13 protein-coding genes are annotated in these 17,530 nt (G+C 45.7%); 5 read left to right on the top strand and 8 right to left on the bottom strand.

Translation table 11 applies throughout. The features are described 5' to 3' along the window. The first annotated feature begins 16 nt into the window (after positions 1–16). Together ACEW9O_RS01125 and ACEW9O_RS01120 are read left to right on the top strand one after the other, a co-directional pair. Positions 17–3,541, top strand: a complete 3,525-nt coding sequence (locus tag ACEW9O_RS01125; protein WP_373548273.1) for a gliding motility-associated C-terminal domain-containing protein — start codon at positions 17–19, stop codon at positions 3,539–3,541. A gap of 1 nt (position 3,542) precedes the next feature. Continuing rightward, the gene (locus ACEW9O_RS01120) at positions 3,543–4,481 is read left to right on the top strand and encodes a PorP/SprF family type IX secretion system membrane protein (protein ID WP_373548272.1); all 939 of its coding nucleotides are present in this window, start codon (positions 3,543–3,545) and stop codon (positions 4,479–4,481) included. Between the two features lie 336 nt (positions 4,482–4,817). Here the strand turns inward: ACEW9O_RS01120 and ACEW9O_RS01115 are convergent, their stop codons facing one another. Continuing rightward, positions 4,818–5,108 (bottom strand): hypothetical protein, encoded by a 291-nt coding sequence (locus ACEW9O_RS01115; protein WP_373548271.1) that lies wholly within the window; start codon positions 5,106–5,108, stop codon positions 4,818–4,820. Here ACEW9O_RS01115 and ACEW9O_RS01110 point away from each other — a divergent pair. The 3 genes from ACEW9O_RS01110 to ACEW9O_RS01100 all read left to right on the top strand — a co-directional run bounded on the left by ACEW9O_RS01110 (position 5,107) and on the right by ACEW9O_RS01100 (position 7,638). Further along, positions 5,107–5,619 (top strand): helix-turn-helix domain-containing protein, encoded by a 513-nt coding sequence (locus ACEW9O_RS01110; protein ID WP_373548270.1) that lies wholly within the window; start codon positions 5,107–5,109, stop codon positions 5,617–5,619. The two genes, ACEW9O_RS01115 and ACEW9O_RS01110, sit on opposite strands and share 2 nt — an antisense overlap. Before the next feature lie 41 nt (positions 5,620–5,660). Further along, the gene (locus ACEW9O_RS01105; RefSeq protein ID WP_373548269.1) at positions 5,661–6,449 is read left to right on the top strand and encodes an ATP-binding protein; all 789 of its coding nucleotides are present in this window, start codon (positions 5,661–5,663) and stop codon (positions 6,447–6,449) included. A gap of 592 nt (positions 6,450–7,041) precedes the next feature. Continuing rightward, positions 7,042–7,638: a bifunctional nuclease family protein gene (locus tag ACEW9O_RS01100; RefSeq protein WP_320032597.1), complete on the top strand. Its 597-nt coding sequence runs from the start codon at positions 7,042–7,044 to the stop codon at positions 7,636–7,638. 146 nt (positions 7,639–7,784) lie between these two features. Here ACEW9O_RS01100 and ACEW9O_RS01095 read toward each other — a convergent pair whose 3' ends face one another. The 7 genes from ACEW9O_RS01095 to ACEW9O_RS01065 form a co-directional block, all read right to left on the bottom strand. Next, positions 7,785–9,269, bottom strand: a complete 1,485-nt coding sequence (locus ACEW9O_RS01095; protein WP_373548268.1) for a RagB/SusD family nutrient uptake outer membrane protein — start codon at positions 9,267–9,269, stop codon at positions 7,785–7,787. Positions 9,270–9,280: 11 nt separating this feature from the next. Continuing rightward, positions 9,281–12,433, bottom strand: coding sequence for a SusC/RagA family TonB-linked outer membrane protein (locus ACEW9O_RS01090; protein WP_373548267.1), 3,153 nt, complete (start codon positions 12,431–12,433; stop codon positions 9,281–9,283). Positions 12,434–12,860: 427 nt separating this feature from the next. Then, complete coding sequence (gene nqrF / locus ACEW9O_RS01085) at positions 12,861–14,153, bottom strand: NADH:ubiquinone reductase (Na(+)-transporting) subunit F (RefSeq protein WP_373548266.1); 1,293 nt, start codon at positions 14,151–14,153, stop codon at positions 12,861–12,863. An 83-nt stretch (positions 14,154–14,236) separates the two neighbouring features. Then, positions 14,237–14,845 (bottom strand): NADH:ubiquinone reductase (Na(+)-transporting) subunit E, encoded by a 609-nt coding sequence (gene nqrE, locus ACEW9O_RS01080; RefSeq protein WP_373548265.1) that lies wholly within the window; start codon positions 14,843–14,845, stop codon positions 14,237–14,239. Between the two features lie 11 nt (positions 14,846–14,856). Continuing rightward, positions 14,857–15,558 carry an NADH:ubiquinone reductase (Na(+)-transporting) subunit D gene (locus ACEW9O_RS01075; protein ID WP_373548264.1) on the bottom strand — a complete coding sequence of 234 codons (702 nt, stop codon included), beginning with the start codon at positions 15,556–15,558 and terminating at the stop codon, positions 14,857–14,859. A 5-nt stretch (positions 15,559–15,563) separates the two neighbouring features. After that, positions 15,564–16,277, bottom strand: coding sequence for an NADH:ubiquinone reductase (Na(+)-transporting) subunit C (gene nqrC, locus ACEW9O_RS01070; protein WP_373548263.1), 714 nt, complete (start codon positions 16,275–16,277; stop codon positions 15,564–15,566). Next, complete coding sequence (locus ACEW9O_RS01065; protein WP_373548262.1) at positions 16,267–17,529, bottom strand: NADH:ubiquinone reductase (Na(+)-transporting) subunit B; 1,263 nt, start codon at positions 17,527–17,529, stop codon at positions 16,267–16,269. Before ACEW9O_RS01065 ends, nqrC begins: the two co-directional genes overlap by 11 nt. Between the last annotated feature and the right edge of the window lies 1 nt (position 17,530).

Genomic DNA, 17,530 nt, shown 5'->3' with positions numbered 1-17,530 from the left:
TCAAATACCTTTTGACATGTTCAAATGGAGGAAACTATACCTAACCTTGCTGGCGTTAGGGTTGTATATTATGGGCTACGCCCAACAAGACTGCGTTTTACCCAATCCGAATGCTCACATTATCCTTATACCAGTGGGAGTACCCAAGCTGGACGGGCAAGCCCTTCCTAAGGGCAGCATCATTTCTGTCGTTTTTGAATCTGCGGATACCTTAAGGTGCGCTGGCCAAATTACCTGGCAGGAAAAATCGGTGATCCTGCAAGTCTATGGCAAAACAGCCGAGGGAGATGAAGGTTTTTTGTCCAATGAACCTCTCAAATTTCGCATCATCTTACCAAATGGGTGTACCATTGAAGACGATTTGATCACGACTAAATTTGAAGGAATAGAAAACAGTCAAAATCCTGGTTTCCAAAACCTGGCGATCGATCGGCTCGAGCAGTTAAACGCCATCTCTCCAAACTTCAATTTTACACTACCAGCCCTGGACACCATCACCTGCAATGAACCTCAAATTGAACTTAATCCACAAATTGATGTCATTGGTGCAAAATTTCAATGGTCAACCGACAGTTTGGGGGTGATCAGCAGTCGATCAAAACTAAGCACTGAAACGGGTGGAGTTTACACGTTAACGGTTTCTTTAAAAGGGTGTATAAAAACACAAAGCATTGAAATAAAAGACCTAAAAATTATTCCAGAAGTAAACCTCAGCTCCTCTTCTCCACAAATTTGCCAGGGGGAAACTGCCCGGATTGAAGTGAGCACCAATGTAAAAAGTGCAAGCTTTAGCTGGAGTACCGGTTCCAAAGCCAATTTTATCGCAGTAAGTAAAGCAGGTCGTTACAGTGTTGTCGTAAGCACCGCTTTTGGTTGCACCAATGAAAAAGGAGTGGACTTGGTTGTAAATGCCCGTCCGGCTTTAGAATTGGGTGCCAATCGGGATATCTGCAAAGGTGATAGCCTTCAACTTAGTGCTCCTCAAAACCTTGCAACTACTTATCAATGGAACACCGGAGACAGCACCTATTTCCTTGCAGTGAAAAATCCCGGCTGGTATAAACTTAAATTAACCGATGCCACCAATTGCAGCAGTATAGATAGCATCAAAGTCACTTTTGTGGACCCACCTATGGTCTCACTTCCGCTAAGAACCAATTTGTGCTTTGGTGACTCACTGGTACTAAAACCTGGTGGTAGTGCAGAATTTTTCCGCTGGAGCACCGGAGATACGGCTGCCAGTATCACAGTACGGAAAGCAGGAATCTATCAAGTCAACGCCAGTAATTCAGCAGGGTGTAGAAGCACAACAAGTACTGAAGTCGCCACTGCAGCACTCCCGATTAGTAATCTCCCTTCTGAGGTTAACCGTTGCGCATCAGAGTCGATTACTTTGAATCCCGTCACCACGGCTATAAAATTCAACTGGAGTTCTGGCGATACAACTGCAATTATTTCACCCAAAAAGAGTGGACTTTATATTGTTACACTCACGAACGCTGAAGGTTGCGTGATAAAAGACAGCTCTAGCGTGGCCTTTTTACCCGCACCAGTCGTTAACCTGGGGCCGGATCAATCTCTTTGTAATGGAAAAATTGCCAAACTAAGCGTTGTCGACTCCGTAGGTTACCGTTACCGCTGGAGTACCGATGAAAAATTACCGTCTATAGAATCCGCAAAATCTGGTTTGTATTCCGTGACGGTAAGCAACATCGCCAATTGTCAATCTATCGATAGTGTAACCATAACCTTCAAGGCAGCTCCTCAACGTACTTTACCCAGAGTCATCAATGATTGTGAAGTAGATACGAAAAAAATTGTGGCGGGTACTGGTCCTCTAAAGTATCTATGGAGCACTGGCGAAACCAGCGCCTCAATTGTTCCACGCAAATCGGGAATGTATAGTGTATCTATTGCCAATCCAGAGGGTTGTTCCGTTCTGGATTCTACGACCATCACGATAGCTCCAAACCCCAAAATAGACCTTCCCGATAAAATGATCCTTTGCCCGAATAAGGCAGTTACCTTGGATGTGTCAAAACTGGGGACCAAATTTAGCTGGAGCAGTGGTGCCAGCACTGGAACAATTGAAGTAGCCCAAGCAGGGCGCGTCAGTGTAATGGTCAGTAATGAACAGGGTTGCTCAGCTGTTGATAGCGTATTACTTGAGAATAGACCAACCATTGCCCGTCAATGGCCCAACCCACTTACGGCCTGTCTTGGCAAAACCATTGGTGTTGATGCAAGTTCACTGGGTAAGGTCATCTCATGGAGCAATGGAAGCACAGACCCAATGATTCAACTGAGTACAGCTGGCCTTTATACCGTTAATTACCTCGATAAATTTGGCTGTGAAACGTTGGATAGCCTGCGCACAATTTTTTACAACAACCCCAATCCTTCACTACCGGATAGCTTGCGCATTTGTTCCGGCACCACAACTACCCTCGATGTTAGGAGTTCTGGAAAAATGTATGAATGGAATACTGGCGCCCAAGTGGGTAGTATTACGGTTGAAGACGCCAAAGTATACCGGGTTAAAGTGAGCAATGAATTTGGTTGCCAAACGACAGATAGTACCCGTTTGATTTTATGGGCCAACCCAGTAGTGAGCTTGGTACCCACGGATACCATTTGTCCCAATGAAAACCTGGCCTTAGATGTGCGCTCCTGGGGGCAAATTTTCAAATGGAATACCGGCTCCACTACAGGGTTAATCACTGCGGCCACCGCCGGTTTGTATCAAGTTACTGTTACTGATCGAAACGGGTGTATTGGACAAGGCTCTACTAGGGTTATTGCACTCAATTTACCCGTAGCGACAATTGACAGAACTGTCAGTTTTATTTGCCAGGGCGATTCTACGACACTTGTTGGAAAAGGTGGCAGTCCGCTGCGTTGGTTAGACCCTAGCAATACGAGTAAACCATTGACAGCGGATAAAATTCGGGTCAAACCCAATATTAATACTACTTATGGCTATATAAGTGAAAACCGTTGTGGTACCGATACAGCCTATGCCCAAATCGAGGTACGCAAAGTAAATGGCTCCGCTGGAAAAGATACCGTCATACTGGTTGGCCGGAAACTTAAACTACAAGCAAGCGGAGGTAAGATGTATCAATGGACTACACCTGAATTTGAATTAAGCAACGAAACAATCTCCAATCCTGAAGTAGCACCCAAGGATAGCACCTACTTTGTTGTAAGCATTCAGGATGACAACAAATGTATACTTAGGGATACTGTTTTTGTTGGCGTTTATTCCAATATCACTGAATTGGTCAAACCGATCAACTTATTCACCCCTAATGGCGATGGGAAAAATGATGTTCTAAAATTCAATGACCTGGAGTTGTTCAACACCACTAAAATAACGGTATTCAATCGTTGGGGCGGGATTGTTTTTAAACAAGATAATTATCAAAATGACTGGGATGGAAGCTACAATGGCAGGCCACTTCCTCCTGGTGTATATTACTATGTTTTGGAACTTGATGAAGTTGTTCTCAAAAATTCACTCACCATAATCCGCAATTGAAATGCAAAATCTAAATGCAGTTTATATATGCTGTGCTCTATTTTTAAGTACTACACTGGGAGCGCAACAGCTTCCTTATCGTTCACCGATGGGATCCACCGACTTTATCTACAATCCCGGGCTTACTTCAGCTGAAGACTTCATGGAGTTCGGTGCATTTTATCGCCAGCAATGGCTTGGTTTTTCTGGTGCCCCTGCCACTGCTCAAGCATTTATCCATGTGCCAGCCATTCATCGCAAGTTAAGCCTGGGCGGTTTTTTACAACACGATGAGGTAGGTCAATTCACCACCAACAGTCTTGCATTGACTTATGCTTATAAAATGGAATTGGGCTTGCGATCAGATGATCAAATCACTTTTGGTTTGTCTACCAGCTTCCAGCAATATCAATTTGCAGCCAATCGTGCAGTTGTGGCGGATGCCGATGACCCTCAAGCAATTGTTGATTTCAACAATGTAGGTCGCTTCAATGCTGGTTTTGGTATGGTTTATACTTCACATTATCGTTTTGATTACGATGAAACCTGGTTTTTCTTTGGGTTAGCCGCCAATCAATTGATTCGCAGTAAAATTCCCAGCAGTTCAGCCAACACCATTGGTCATCTCAATCGTGTTTTTGCAGCCAATACCTTCGTTGGGTTCCGTATCCCGTATGATTTTTCCTACCTCGAGCCTTCGATCTGGCTGCATTTTTCAGAACCAAATCTGCTCGGATACTCCATCAATCTCAACTATGAATTAGAAGATACCTTTTGGACGGGGGTATCCTATGCTTCGGGGGGGCAAGTCTCGCTACAGGCCGGGGTAATTCTCAAAGATGGAATTCTACAAGATGGAAAACTTCGGATCGGAATATTGGGTGGCTATAACCTCCAGCAACTGGCCAGTAATAATTCATTTGGGTTAGAATGTTTATTAGGGTATCGGTTTAATTTGTAGTTCCAAATTTAGCCATTTATTTTTGTTAACTATATAAAAATCAATAATTTACTGTTCTAAATTCAAGCAAAACCACAAAATCTCTCCCATCATTTCACTCTGCAAAATGACACCTAAACCCTGCCCTTTTTCTCCTTACTTTGTCCTAAGAACAAACAGAAAAGGAAGACGATCCTTCCATGTAAGTTCCTACTTAATTACTTGTAGCCACAAATCCGAAGTGTAGCCTCCGGGCTGCACTTTTTCACAAGCTTATTAACCATGCACAATGATAGTACGCCTTATTTTATCTGATTTTGTTCACAATATAGCACTGTAACCTTAGTGTTGTATTATTCACAAAGGGATCCAGATGTAGCGGTTTTTTATTGATTTTGTTCCCGCTGCAAATGGATCCCTTTTTTGTTTGTATACGCCTCTGAACTCCAACTTGACCAAAGTTCCTCTACCAGCAGTTTTATCAAACTTATCTTCAAATTGTTCGGACAGTGTTTGAACAATTTGAGGATAAGTTCGATTATTTAAAAAACAAACAAAAATTATTTTCCACAAACAATTAATTATTTTTATCTTGCAAGACCAATAAACCAAGCCTTCAAAAGCTTCCACAACCATCAAGCGACCCATGCTTTCAGCAGAAGACATCCAATTAATCGTTACCAGCAGCGAGGGTTATAATGCCGAGTTCAAGGTTGCAGTTCCTTCAAAAGTAAGGGAACTCACTGAGGAAGTATGCGCGTTTGCCAACGCGGCTGGAGGTGTAGTACTATTAGGTGTAGATGACCATAACCAAATCAAGGGCATCAACATCGACAATGCCAAACGTTCCGCCATTCAAAACAGCATTAGCGACATTAGCCCTGCGTTGTATTGTACCTTATCTATGGTTGAAGTGGAAGGAAAAAATATCGGTGTAATTGAGGTGCCTTCGGGTACCGAAAAGCCTTACATTTTTTCGGGTGCCATATACATTCATCTTGGTCCGAATAGCCAAAAATTGACTACCGCAGAGGAAATGAGGGGCTTTTTCCAGCAGTCTGGGAAAATTTATTTTGATGAAAGTCCCTGTAGAGATTTTGATGCTGCCAATAAATTGACAAAACCAACGCAGCTATTTTTAAGGAAATGGCTCATTTGAGCGCCACAGTACCCGATTTCCAGGTGTACAACAATCTGAAGTTGTTTACGGGTGAAGGATTTGTAAAAAGTGGTGCAGTTTTGTTCTTTGGCAAAGCGCCAGAAACCTATTTTGAAAAAGCCATCATCCGTTGCGTTGCTTTCTCTGGCACGAATAAACGTTACATTATTGATGACAAGCCTTTTGGTGGCCCCTTGTATGCTCAGTACCTCAAAGCTATTTTATGGCTCAGAGAAAAACTGGACGTTCGGTATGACATTGAAGGCCAAGGCTCTGGCCCCAGGAATGAAATCTGGGAAATACCCGAAACGGTATTCAAAGAAGCCATCATCAACTATTTATCTCATCGCGACTACTACGACAAAGGCGCCGTCACTACTGTTGAATTATTCACCGACCGCATCGAAATCAGCAACCCTGATGGATTAGTAAGTGCAATTAGCCCCGCAGATTTTGGCAAGCGAAGCCATTCCCGTAACCCGCTCATTTTTGGACTCTTTGCAAAAATGCATCTCGTTGAACAAATCGGATCAGGAATCAACCGAATGAACGAGTCAATGAAAGCAACAAATTTACCATTGCCTCAATACAGTACAGAAGGAATGTTCACTGTGACATTCCAACGTCCGTTAAAAACTGTGGAGAAAACTTCGGAAGAAAAAATCCTCCTCCTCATTAAATCCAACGCTAAAACTACAAGCAAAGAGATGATGAGAGAAACCGGACTCACACGCAGAGGGGTAGAGTATTTGCTCAACAAATTAAAAGAAAACGGGACAATCCAAAGGGTAGGTGCCGACAAAGGCGGATATTGGCAGCTCACTAACTAAGAATGAGCATCTGGCTGATACAATAATACTCCCGATTCAGCATCAAAATGTATAAATAGTAATTGTTTCTAGAATTTTAAAATATTAAAAATCAGAAATTTACTGCTCAAAATTTAACCAAAATCCCCAAATCTCCTATATCTTTTTTTTCTGTAAAACGACACCTAAATTGCGCCCTTTTTCCCCTTACTTTGTCCTAAGAACAAACAGAAAAGGAAGACGATCCTTCCATGTAAGTTCCAACTTAATTACTTGTAGCCACAAATCCGAAGTGTAGCCTCCGGGCTGCACTTTTTACCAAGCTTATTAAACATGCACAATGATAGTACGCCTTATTTTGTCTGATTTTGTTCACAATATGGCACTGTGACTTTAGTGTTGTATTATTCACAAAGGGATCCAGTTGTAGCGGTTTTTTATTGATTTTGTTCCCGCTGCAGATGGATCCCTTTTTTATTTGTTTACACTTTTGAACTCCAAAAACCCATTTGGATTTCTCCCATTTATTTCCTACCTTTGCGCCGCTTTCGCCCTAAAATCAACCTTAGGCCGAGCTACATTGTTGAACAGGAATACCGTTTAAGCCCAAACGATGAGAAAAATTGAGTTGGATATAGTTGCACTTTCCCATAGCGTTACCCAGTCCCACAATTATGCGGTAGTGCTGGGAGAGAAGAAAGGTGCTCGCCGTTTACCGATTGTCATTGGCAGTTTCGAGGCGCAAGCCATCGCTGTAGCCATGGAAAGAATGACCCCGAACCGCCCGCTCACCCACGACTTGTTCAAAAACGCCCTGGAGACTTTCAACATCAACCTCAAGGAGATCATCATCAACAACCTGCTCGATGGCATCTTTTACGCCCGCCTGGTGTGTGAGCGCGATGGCGATGTAACCGAGGTGGACTCCCGCACCTCCGATGCGCTGGCCATGGCCGTTCGGTTCAACTGTCCAATCTATACCTACGAGTTCATTTTGGATGCTGCTGGGGTAGTCCTCGAAGATACCGAAGGTAGCGATGAAGATGAAGAGCTATTTGCTGCCGCACCTTCCACGGGTATGTCCGACAACCCACTTGCCTCCTACTCTACCGAGGCTCTGACGCGCATGTTGGATGAGGTGCTGGATGAAGAAAATTATGAGAAAGCGGCACAGATTCGGGATGAGATTGAACGGCGGAAGTCGAGTTGATTTTGACTGGAATCAAATGCAATTGATCCTCGGGTTATAAACGAAAAAAGCCAGGCTGAATGTTCAGTCTGGCTTTTTTCGTAATGGTATTCCTGGATCAACTATGATTAGTCAATCCAGGAATACCAGGAGAATAGTTAAACTTCTTACAACGGATTCTGTACCGCTGCCTTATTGGCATCCAATTCTGCACGAGGAAGCAAATACTCCCAACGCACATCACCAGCAGGAACCTCAAAAAGTTGGGCAACTGCGGGCAAGTGGCCAATCCCATTGCGGTCCAGCGGCAGGTTCAAACGCTTCAGATCCAGCCAACGGTGACCTTCACCCCAGAGCTCAATACGGCGGTTGAAATAAATCTCATCCAGCAACTCTGCTCCGGTTTTAGTGGACAGTACATAGGAAGGGTCGCGCTTGCTCACCATGTCAAACAAAGCTTTGGCAGCACCCGCATCATCACCTGATTTTGCTTTAGCCTCTGCTTCGATCAAGTACATCTCTCCCGCACGCATGAAAGGTACATCACCCATGACACTGGTACTTGGGGTACCGGGCAAGCGGAATTTTTGTACCATGTAAGGTGCTCTAACTCCTCCTGGCGGGGTAATTGCGTTGGCAGCAGTTGGTGCTTTCACCCACATTTTGGCCCGTACATCCGTCGCTGGAATCAAGTCATAAATCAATTTATTGATCGTCTTTGGCGTTTGACGAATCACAGAAGCGTTGTAGTTACAAGAAATGTAGCTGTGGTAGCCACCAAAGAACTCCGATTGATCTTCCAGGTGGTCAAATCCCCACATCCATTCTGGGTTCGAAACATCGGCAAAACCATCCTGGTATTGAGCGATCGACATCAAGGTGAACCCTTGACGCGCTTCAGCCGCAAATGTTGCAGCTTTGGCCCAATCTTGCTGTGCCAATGCAACCCGAGCCTGAATACCTCTCAATACATTTTTGTTGAAGTGTGATTTTGCAGAACGAGCGGTAGTAAGCAGTGCAGCCGCAGCTTCTAAATCCGTATTGATTTGGGCGTAAACTTCTTCCACGGTAGAACGAGGCAAACCTTCTTGAGTTGGCTCCAAAACCAATGGTACACCTAGTCCGCTGTTCGGTTTGGCACTCGCATCATAACGCTTGCCATAGTATTGTACCAAATAGAAGTAAGAAAACCCACGAAAAGCCAGAGCCTCTCCTTTTAATTGATCCCGCTCAGCAGGCAAACCTACTGCATTATCAATATTCGCAATGGCCACGTTAGCATTGGCAATGAAGCGGTAAAACATTTCGTAAGGGAATAAAGCCATGGTACCCACATCGCTCCGGTGCGACAACCAACGCTGCTCCCCAAAATGCCAGCCATTGGAGGCATTGGCAAAAACCAGGTCTTCCCCCATTACATCGTTGATGATCATCAAGGCTGGGAAGCCTGAATGGCCCTGTGAGCCCCGATAACGCACCATCATCGAGCGATAAATGCCATTGATTGCAGCTTTGGCGTTTTTGGTTGTAGCGTAGGCCGAACCGGCATCTACACTACCAGTTGGCGTAGTATTGAGATAATCTTTCTCACATGAGCTCAAGCTCAGGCCCAAGGTCAAAATAGATAAGATTAGAAATTTATACTTCATCATGGTTGTTGTTTTTAGAAGGTTAAGTTAATCCCACCGACAAAGTTGCGGTAGAAAGAATAAGTGTTGGCAGTAACGCCTTCAAAGCTACCCAAGCCATCCATACCTTTGCGTTTGTTCCACAAAGCGAGGTTTTCACCAGTCACAAAAATTTGTGCACCCTGGATTTTCACTTTTTTAGTCAGGCTTGCAGGCAAGCTGTAAGTCAGGGAAACGTTCCGCAAGTTCAAGGAAGTTGCATCAGTCAACCAGCGATCGGAAGTTCCATCATGATCAACCGAACGGCCCAAGTCTGCCCGAGGAACATCGGTAATGTCCCCAGGTTTTTGCCAACGATTCAGCACATCCACATGCTTGGAAGCACCATACCCAGAAGAGTTCATCAAGCCTTGGTAGGCACCATCGTAAATCAAACCACCGACCTGATAAATGAACAATACGGACAAAGTGAAACCTTTGAATTCAAAGGTGTTCGTAAGACCCCCACTAAAGTCAGGAATAGCGGAGCCATTGTAACGGAAACGTGCGTTGTTCAAAGTCGTTGTCAAGGTATCACCATCTTCGGTGATCCGTGAGTTAGAAGCAACGAAAGCATTGGCGCGGTATTCTGCGTTGCCGTTTTCAGGATTAACCCCTACCCACTCTCTCAACCAGAAGTCAAACAAAGAACTGCCGACCTGGAGTTTTTTGGTTCCAGAAATGATCTCCTTATTGCTCTCCGGCATCCGGGTAATTTTGTTCTGATAACGGGTAGCATTAAAGTTGATTTCCCAGGTAAAGTCGCGGGTTTGTACCGGCGTGAGGTTCAGTTCCAATTCCAAGCCCCGGTTGTACATGGCCCCGATGTTGCGGGTTTGTGATGCAGTACCCGTTGAAACTGGTAGTGGAACGGCAAACAACAAATCATCCGACTGGCGGTTGAAGTATTCAAAAGTACCCGCAATGCGGTTTTTCAGGATGCCGAATTCCAAAGCCAGGTCAAACTGGTTGTTTGACTCCCATGACAGGCCGCGGTTCCCCAAGCTACCCTGTAAAATACCAGCCTCGCCAGCGTTGTTCCAGCCCAGGTTGTACAATGGCTGCCAAGCGTAGAAACCAATCCCGGCATTGTTACCCGTTTGGCCATAAGAACCACGCAGCTTCAGATTGTTGATCAATGAAGAGCCTTTCAGGAATTCCTCCTGGTGCAACTGCCAGGCGCCACTGACCCCAAAGAAGGTACCCCAACGCACTTCTTGTTGAAAACGACTGCTCGCATCACGGCGAGCCGAAAGGGTAACGAAGTACTTGTTCTTGTAGTCGTAGTTAACCCGAGAGAAGTAGCCTTCCTGGCGGTTGAAATCAGCCCCCGAGTTCAGGTTAGTCGTGGTCGTAAAGTTGACCAATTCAATGTTACCATCCAGGATCAATTGTGAGCGTGAACCCGTCAAGAAGTTGGTACGGTAATCGTAATTCTCGTGACCCAACAATACATCAATATTGTGTTCTCCAAACTTCTTCTTGTAGGTCAGTTGCTGGTTCAGGTTCAGGGTCAATTGGTTGGTAAATTCTACCGTAGCCCGACCCGCAGGTGCACCGTCTCCAATGATTGGGTTACCAAAGGTATTGTCGTTGACGTTGACGTAATCCGCACCTACATTGACTCTAAACTTGAAATCTTTCAAGAAAGAAACTTCACCGTAAGTACGGCCACTGAAGAGGTTCCGACGGAAGAAGTTTTGGTTCAGTTCGGTTTCCGCAACCGCATGGCGGCCACCGTACTGAGGGCGGTTAGGCAAACCCAGCGCATTCAAGTTACCAAAGTCGTACTGCCGCTGACCATTGCCATCGAGCAGATACTCTCCTGGATTATTGGGATCATACGCATAAACTGGATAGATTGGCCCCATCCCTCTGGAAAAAAAGAAGGGGTTTACAAATGAAGTGTTCCCACCCGCGTCATCCTGATTAGCAGTAGAGTTGGTGTAGGAAATATTCACCCCAGTCGAAAACCAGGACTTCAAACGGGTATTGAATTGTAAACGTGCACTGTAACGCTCAAAATCGGAACGAATCAAGAAGCCCTTGTCGTTCAAATAGGCAAAAGAAGCATAAAAGTTACTGCGGTCATCGCCGCCACTGAAGTTAAGGTTGACCTCGTCACGTTGCCCTGCGCGCGTAAGGGGAGTTTCCCAGTTGAGGTCTTCTTCTCTGAAGACCAATTGTGCATTGGGGTTCAAGACTCCGGCAGTGCTCACCAAATCAGCAGCTGGTACATTGTAGGCATTGTAACCCAAGAGTCCTACGATGTTGGCAGAGGCATTGGTACTGGCTGCTTCCAACGAAAGTGGACTTGCGGTACGCGACATCAAACTGTTGCGGTAAGATTCCCACATGTAGGGATAATATTGAGCCGCGTTCAAACGGTCGTATTCTGGCAAACCACGCTGAGAAGTACCCCGAGTGTACTTCAGGCTGATCTGACCCTGACCCTTGGTGCCTTTTTTGGTGGTGATCATCACCACACCGTTGGCAGCTCTGGACCCGTACAATGAAGTAGAAGCAGCATCCTTCAGGATCGTGATGTTTTCAATATCGTCCGGATTGAGGTTGGAAATAGCCGCATCGTAAGGAATCCCATCTACTACATACAATGGAGCATTGGATGCTGATACTGAACCAAAACCACGGATACGAATCGCAGGCGTTGAACCTGGAGCGCCACTCCCGATGGTGGCTTGCACCCCGGATCCTGCTCCTGCAATAGCCTGACCAACGTTGGTAATGGGCCGTCTGGCGATTTGTTCAGCAGTTACTGTAGCCGCTGAACCCGTAAATTTTTCACGGGTAGATTCTCCAAAAGCAGTTACGATGACTTCGCCCAAGAGCGCAATGGATTCTTCCATCTGAAGGTCAACCGTTGTGCGACCATTCAATGCAATCTCCTGAGAAGTGAAGCCCGTGTAGCTCAGTAAAAGGACATCTTTGGATGGGTCAGCTTGCAACTCAAACTTTCCATCAACATCAGTAGTCGTACCTACTGCAGTGCCTTTGATTACAACGGTGGCCCCAATAAGCGGCTCACCACCTTTAATCGAGGTAATGACCCCTCGAACTGTGGTCTGTGCCCCCAGGCAAAGCCCTACGAGCAACAGCATTCCTGTGAGTGTAAAATGCAAAAGCTTCATAAATGATTTATTTGGTTGATAAAATAACAGTCGCAGGTACAGTCTGTGCTGCGACAGACCATTCTAGGTTTTGGGAAAATACAAGCATACAGATTTTTGCCGTTTTTCTTGACTTGGGGCAGTCTGATGGCAGTGTAGGTTGGACTTTGATTTTAGTCGGCTTTAAAAATACGACACAAATATGCAACTTAAGTACTTCATATCATAGTTTTGCTATCTTTTTTTCACCGTTTACCTGATTCGCGACATTAAAAAGAGGGCATATTAGTGTTAATTCCTTGTAACATTTCATAGGCAGAAAGTGGTAATCTAGCCCAAATAAAAAAGGCAGCACCAAGAACACCCAACAAAACGCCGTCAACGTCTAACTTTGTGCCCTTTGTGCTGCCTCTGTGTTCTTTGTGAAAATAAGTCGCTTTAGTCGCTCCTACCCTCCAAAATCATCATATGCAATGTTCTCATCCGGAACGCCTAAATCCCCCAGCATCTTTTCCACTGCTGAAAGCATCATGGGTGGGCCGCAGATGTAGTATTCAATCTCTTCAGGTTCGGGGTGATTCTTCAGGTAGTTTTCGAACAATACCTGGTGAATGAAGCCCTTGTACCCCGTCCAGTTTTCATCAGGAAGTGGTTCCGACAAGGCGATATTGAATTTGAAATTGTCAAACTCCTTCTCAATAGCTTCAAAATCATCCTGGTAAAACAATTCCTTACCTGAACGGCCACCATACCAGAACGACACTTTCCGATCCCGCATTTTTTCGGTGTGGAACATATGGAAAATGTGCGAACGCAGTGGTGCCATACCCGCACCACCACCAATGTACACCATTTCCTTTTTGGTCGGTTTGATGTGGAATTCACCGTAAGGGCCCGACACCATCACTTTATCCCCTGGGTTGCGGGTAAACGTATAAGAAGAACAAACCCCCGGGTTGACTTTCATCCAATTGTTGGCAGCCCTATCCCAGGGTGGTGTGGCAATCCGGATGTTGAGCATGATGATGTTGCCTTCCGCAGGGTGGTTGGCCATGGAATACGCCCGGAATTGCTCCTCGGGGTTCTTCATTTTTAAGTCCCACAATTTGAACTTGTCCCAATCCGGCTGGTAACAATCCGGGGCGCGGTCGGTCAAACGTGGATGCGCGGTGATGTCCATGTCTTTGAAGTCACACTCTATCTCCGGCACGTCAATTTGGATGTAACCACCCGATTCGAACTCCAGGTGTTCCCCCTCGGGCAATTTCACCACAAACTCCTTGATAAAAGTGGCCACATTGTAATTGGAAACCACCTCACACTCCCATTTTTTGATGCCAAATACCTCTTCTGGTACCCGGATTTTCATATCCTGCCGCACTTTCACTTGGCAAGCCAACCGTTTGTGTTCCGCTACTTCCCGCCGCGAAAGGTGGTTGAGTTCAGTCGACAATACGTCGCCCCCACCATCGTCTACCCAACATTTGCACATGGCACAAGTGCCTCCACCTCCACACGCCGAAGGTAAAAAGAGGTTTTGGTTCGATAAAGTAGACAACAAGGAGGAACCCGGTGAAACCAAAACCGGATTTTCGTCATCACCATTGATGATGATTTTGACATTCCCCTGCGGCACCAACTTCATTTGAGCATAAATCAACCCAAAAGTCAGCAACATAATCACGGCAGTAAAAGCAATGGCGCCGTAAACAATCGGTAGTATATCGAAAAGTAAGATCATTTTTGTAAAAATTTGAAGGTTACATGCGGATTGCTCACTGCTGACAGCTTATTGCTGAAAGCTGATTCCTGACAGCTGAAAGCTTATTGCATATACGTTGCCGGGTTAATCCCCATCAGTGCCATAAAAGCCATCCCCATTAAACCAGTCAGGATGAACGCAATCCCCAGGCCCCGCAGTGGTGCAGGCACGTTGGAGTAACGGATTTTTTCCCGAATGGCCGCCATGGCTACAATCGCCAAAGCCCATCCAAAGCCAGAACCAATACCGTACACCACCGCTTCGCTAAAATTGTACTCGCGTGCCACCATGAACAGTGCTCCTCCGAGGATGGCACAGTTTACCGTGATCAGGGGTAGAAATATCCCCAAGGCATTGTACAGAGACGGCGAATATTTCTCTACGGCCATTTCCACCAATTGCACCGAAGCGGCAATGCTGGCAATGAATAGGATAAAGCGCAAAAAGGTCAGGTCGGTTTTAAAAATACCGTTTGGCCCCAGCACAAATTCGCTGATCACCCAGTTGATGGGTACCGTAAGCGCCAACACAAAAATAACCGCTGCACCCAGGCCGATGGCCGTTTTTACAGATTTGGATACCGCCAAGAAGGAACACATCCCCAGAAAGTAGGATAGTACCATGTTTTCGATAAAGGCGGACTTGATAAAGACATTCAGCAGATTGTCCATTGTATATCAATTTAAGATGCGTCAACCAATTTTGGATTGCGCGAACGTTGAATCCAAATAAAAATACCAACCAAAAAGATTGCCGATGCCGGAATGACCATTAAGCCATTCGGCTGATACCAGCTTAACCACCAATGTTTGCTGGTATTGAGCAAAAATTCATCGGTAGCCCCCAGGATTTTGTAGCCATAAAGCGCACCCCGACCAAAAAACTCACGTATGGCAGCTACTGCGATCAAGATCAACCCATAGCCTGCGCCATTCCCCAATCCGTCCAAAAACGAACGCCAGGGAGGATTGGCCATGGCAAATGCTTCCAAACGCCCCATTACAATACAATTGGTGATGATCAGTCCGATGAATACCGATAACTGCTTCCAAATGGGATAGCTGTAGGCTTTCAGGACTTGTTCTACGATGGTTACCAAAAAGGCAATCACTACCAATTGAACAATCATCCGGATTTGTTTCGGAACACCATTGCGCAGCGAGGAGATGACCAGATTGGAAAAGCCTGTTACCAGAGTCACCGCTATGGCCATAATCAAAGCGGGTTTGAGCATGGTTGTGACCGCAAGGGCCGAACAAACACCAAGAACCTGAACGGTGATGGGATTGTCATCTCCCAGTGGGTCAGTAACGAGCTTTCGCTCCTTGGGCCCAAACCACTCCAGCTTTTCTTTTTCTACTGTTGTTGTCGTTGTTTCTGCCATGGAATTTATTTTTTCTGCGCTTGCAAATAAGGGAGATACACTTCGAGGCCACGAACCATCATGTCCGAAACCCCAACCGAGGTAATGGTGGCACCCGAAATCGCGTCTACTTCATGTAGCGGATCTTTTACACCACCTTTTACTACTCTGACCGAAACGTATTCACCCTGATCATTCAACAATTTTTTTCCTTCAAATTGTTTAGGAAAACTGGGATTGTCTTTAATTTCTGCACCCAAACCAGGTGTTTCACCGACGTGCCCAAATGCTGTCCCAACAATGGTGTTCAAGTCTTCTTTGATGGCAACATATGCCCAGATTTTATCCCAAAGCCCATTTCCACGTACTGAAGCGAGGTATATTTTACCTTGCTCACTTTGATAAATGTACAATGGATACTTGCGTTCATTTTCTGGTTTCTTTTCTTCCGATGCCATGTCTACTTTTTCGGCGCTAATGCCTTGCAGGCTCTCTCCTTCAGCATTGATCACCACCTGCTCGACTTTGGAATCAAATAAGCTCAACACCTCCTCGTCACTCATATCTTTGAGCTTTTTGGGCAATTGGCTTTCAATCGCGCTCAGAATATCGCGCTTTTTATATATCGCTTCCGCCTCATCGTGAAAAGGTTTTAAGCCCGTAACGGCAAAAGCGAGTACCACCGATACGACCAGGGTCATGATCAGGGTATAGATCGTGATATAGCGGTTACTGTACATGCTTCATTCGTTTATTGATGTTGGACTGCAATACAAAATGATCGATCAGCGGTGCAAATACGTTGAGCAGCAGGATGGCCAACATCCAGCCCTCGGGATATGCCGGGTTCATCACCCTTACGATCAGGCCAATGACGCCAATCAGAAAGCCGTAAATCCACTTGCCTCGATTGGTGGAAGCAGCAGTGACCGGATCAGTGGCCATAAAAGCCATGGCAAACAAAAAGCTGCCCATCGAAAAATGGTAGTACCAAGGAATTTCCATGAAGGCATTGTAACCCCACATGTTGAAAATCAAGGCCATAAATACCATACCCAAACTCATGGATACCATGATGCGCCAACTGGCAATGCCTGCTCCAATCAACATCAAAGCACCAATGATGATGAATGGTTTGCTCGTTTCTCCAATTGATCCGGGAATCAACCCCCAGAACATTTGCCCGGGCGTGTAATGCTCCATCACCGCAGCCCAGCCGCCTTTAGCAGCCAGGGCCATCGGAGTAGCCCCCGAATACCCATCCACCACGGCATAGCCTTGATTAAAGGTATCCCACCCAAAGGATTCAAAAATGGGATTGAGTACCTGGAGGTGAATCCAGCCATAATCGGCCATGCCGCCAGGGCCAGCCTTGGTCAGGCCAGCTACCCATACTTCATCGCCGGAAATGGTAGCGGGGTAGGCAAAAAACACAAATACCCGCGCCAGCAAGGCAATATTGACCACGTTCATCCCGGTTCCACCAAAGGCTTCTTTGCCGATGATAACGGCGAATACGATGGAAAAAGCCAAAATCCAAAGCGGCACATCAGGAGGCATAATCAAGGGAATCAGGGCACCTGTAACCAGGAAACCTTCTTCCACAGCATGTTTTTTGCGCGCCGCAAAATAAAACTCAACGCCCAAACCTACCACATGTGCCACGATCCAGATCGGCAACAATTGCACCAAACCGTAGAACAACTTCAGGTGAAAACCTTCCAAAATCAGGTTTTGGTACAATCCCAGTGCCGCAAAATGCTGGTGCCCGATGTTCAGGGTGCCCCAGAGATAACAGAGTTGCAAGGCAATCACCACTATAACCATCGTCCGCTTGAGGTCCATCCCATCGCGGATGTGTACGCCATCTTTGGTAACGGAATTGGGTGCAAAAGCAAAAGTAAAAAATGCATCGTAGGCCGTGTGCAACAGTGGAGATTTCTCCTTGTCCGGCTCCATACGTTTAAAAAGACTGATTATTTTTTCTTTCATG

It is taken from the genome of Haliscomenobacter sp. (genome assembly GCF_041740695.1).
Taxonomy (GTDB): Bacteria; Bacteroidota; Bacteroidia; order Chitinophagales; family Saprospiraceae; genus Haliscomenobacter.
The sequence above is the reverse complement of the archived record's forward strand: the minus strand, read 5'-3'. Positions and strand labels throughout refer to the sequence as shown.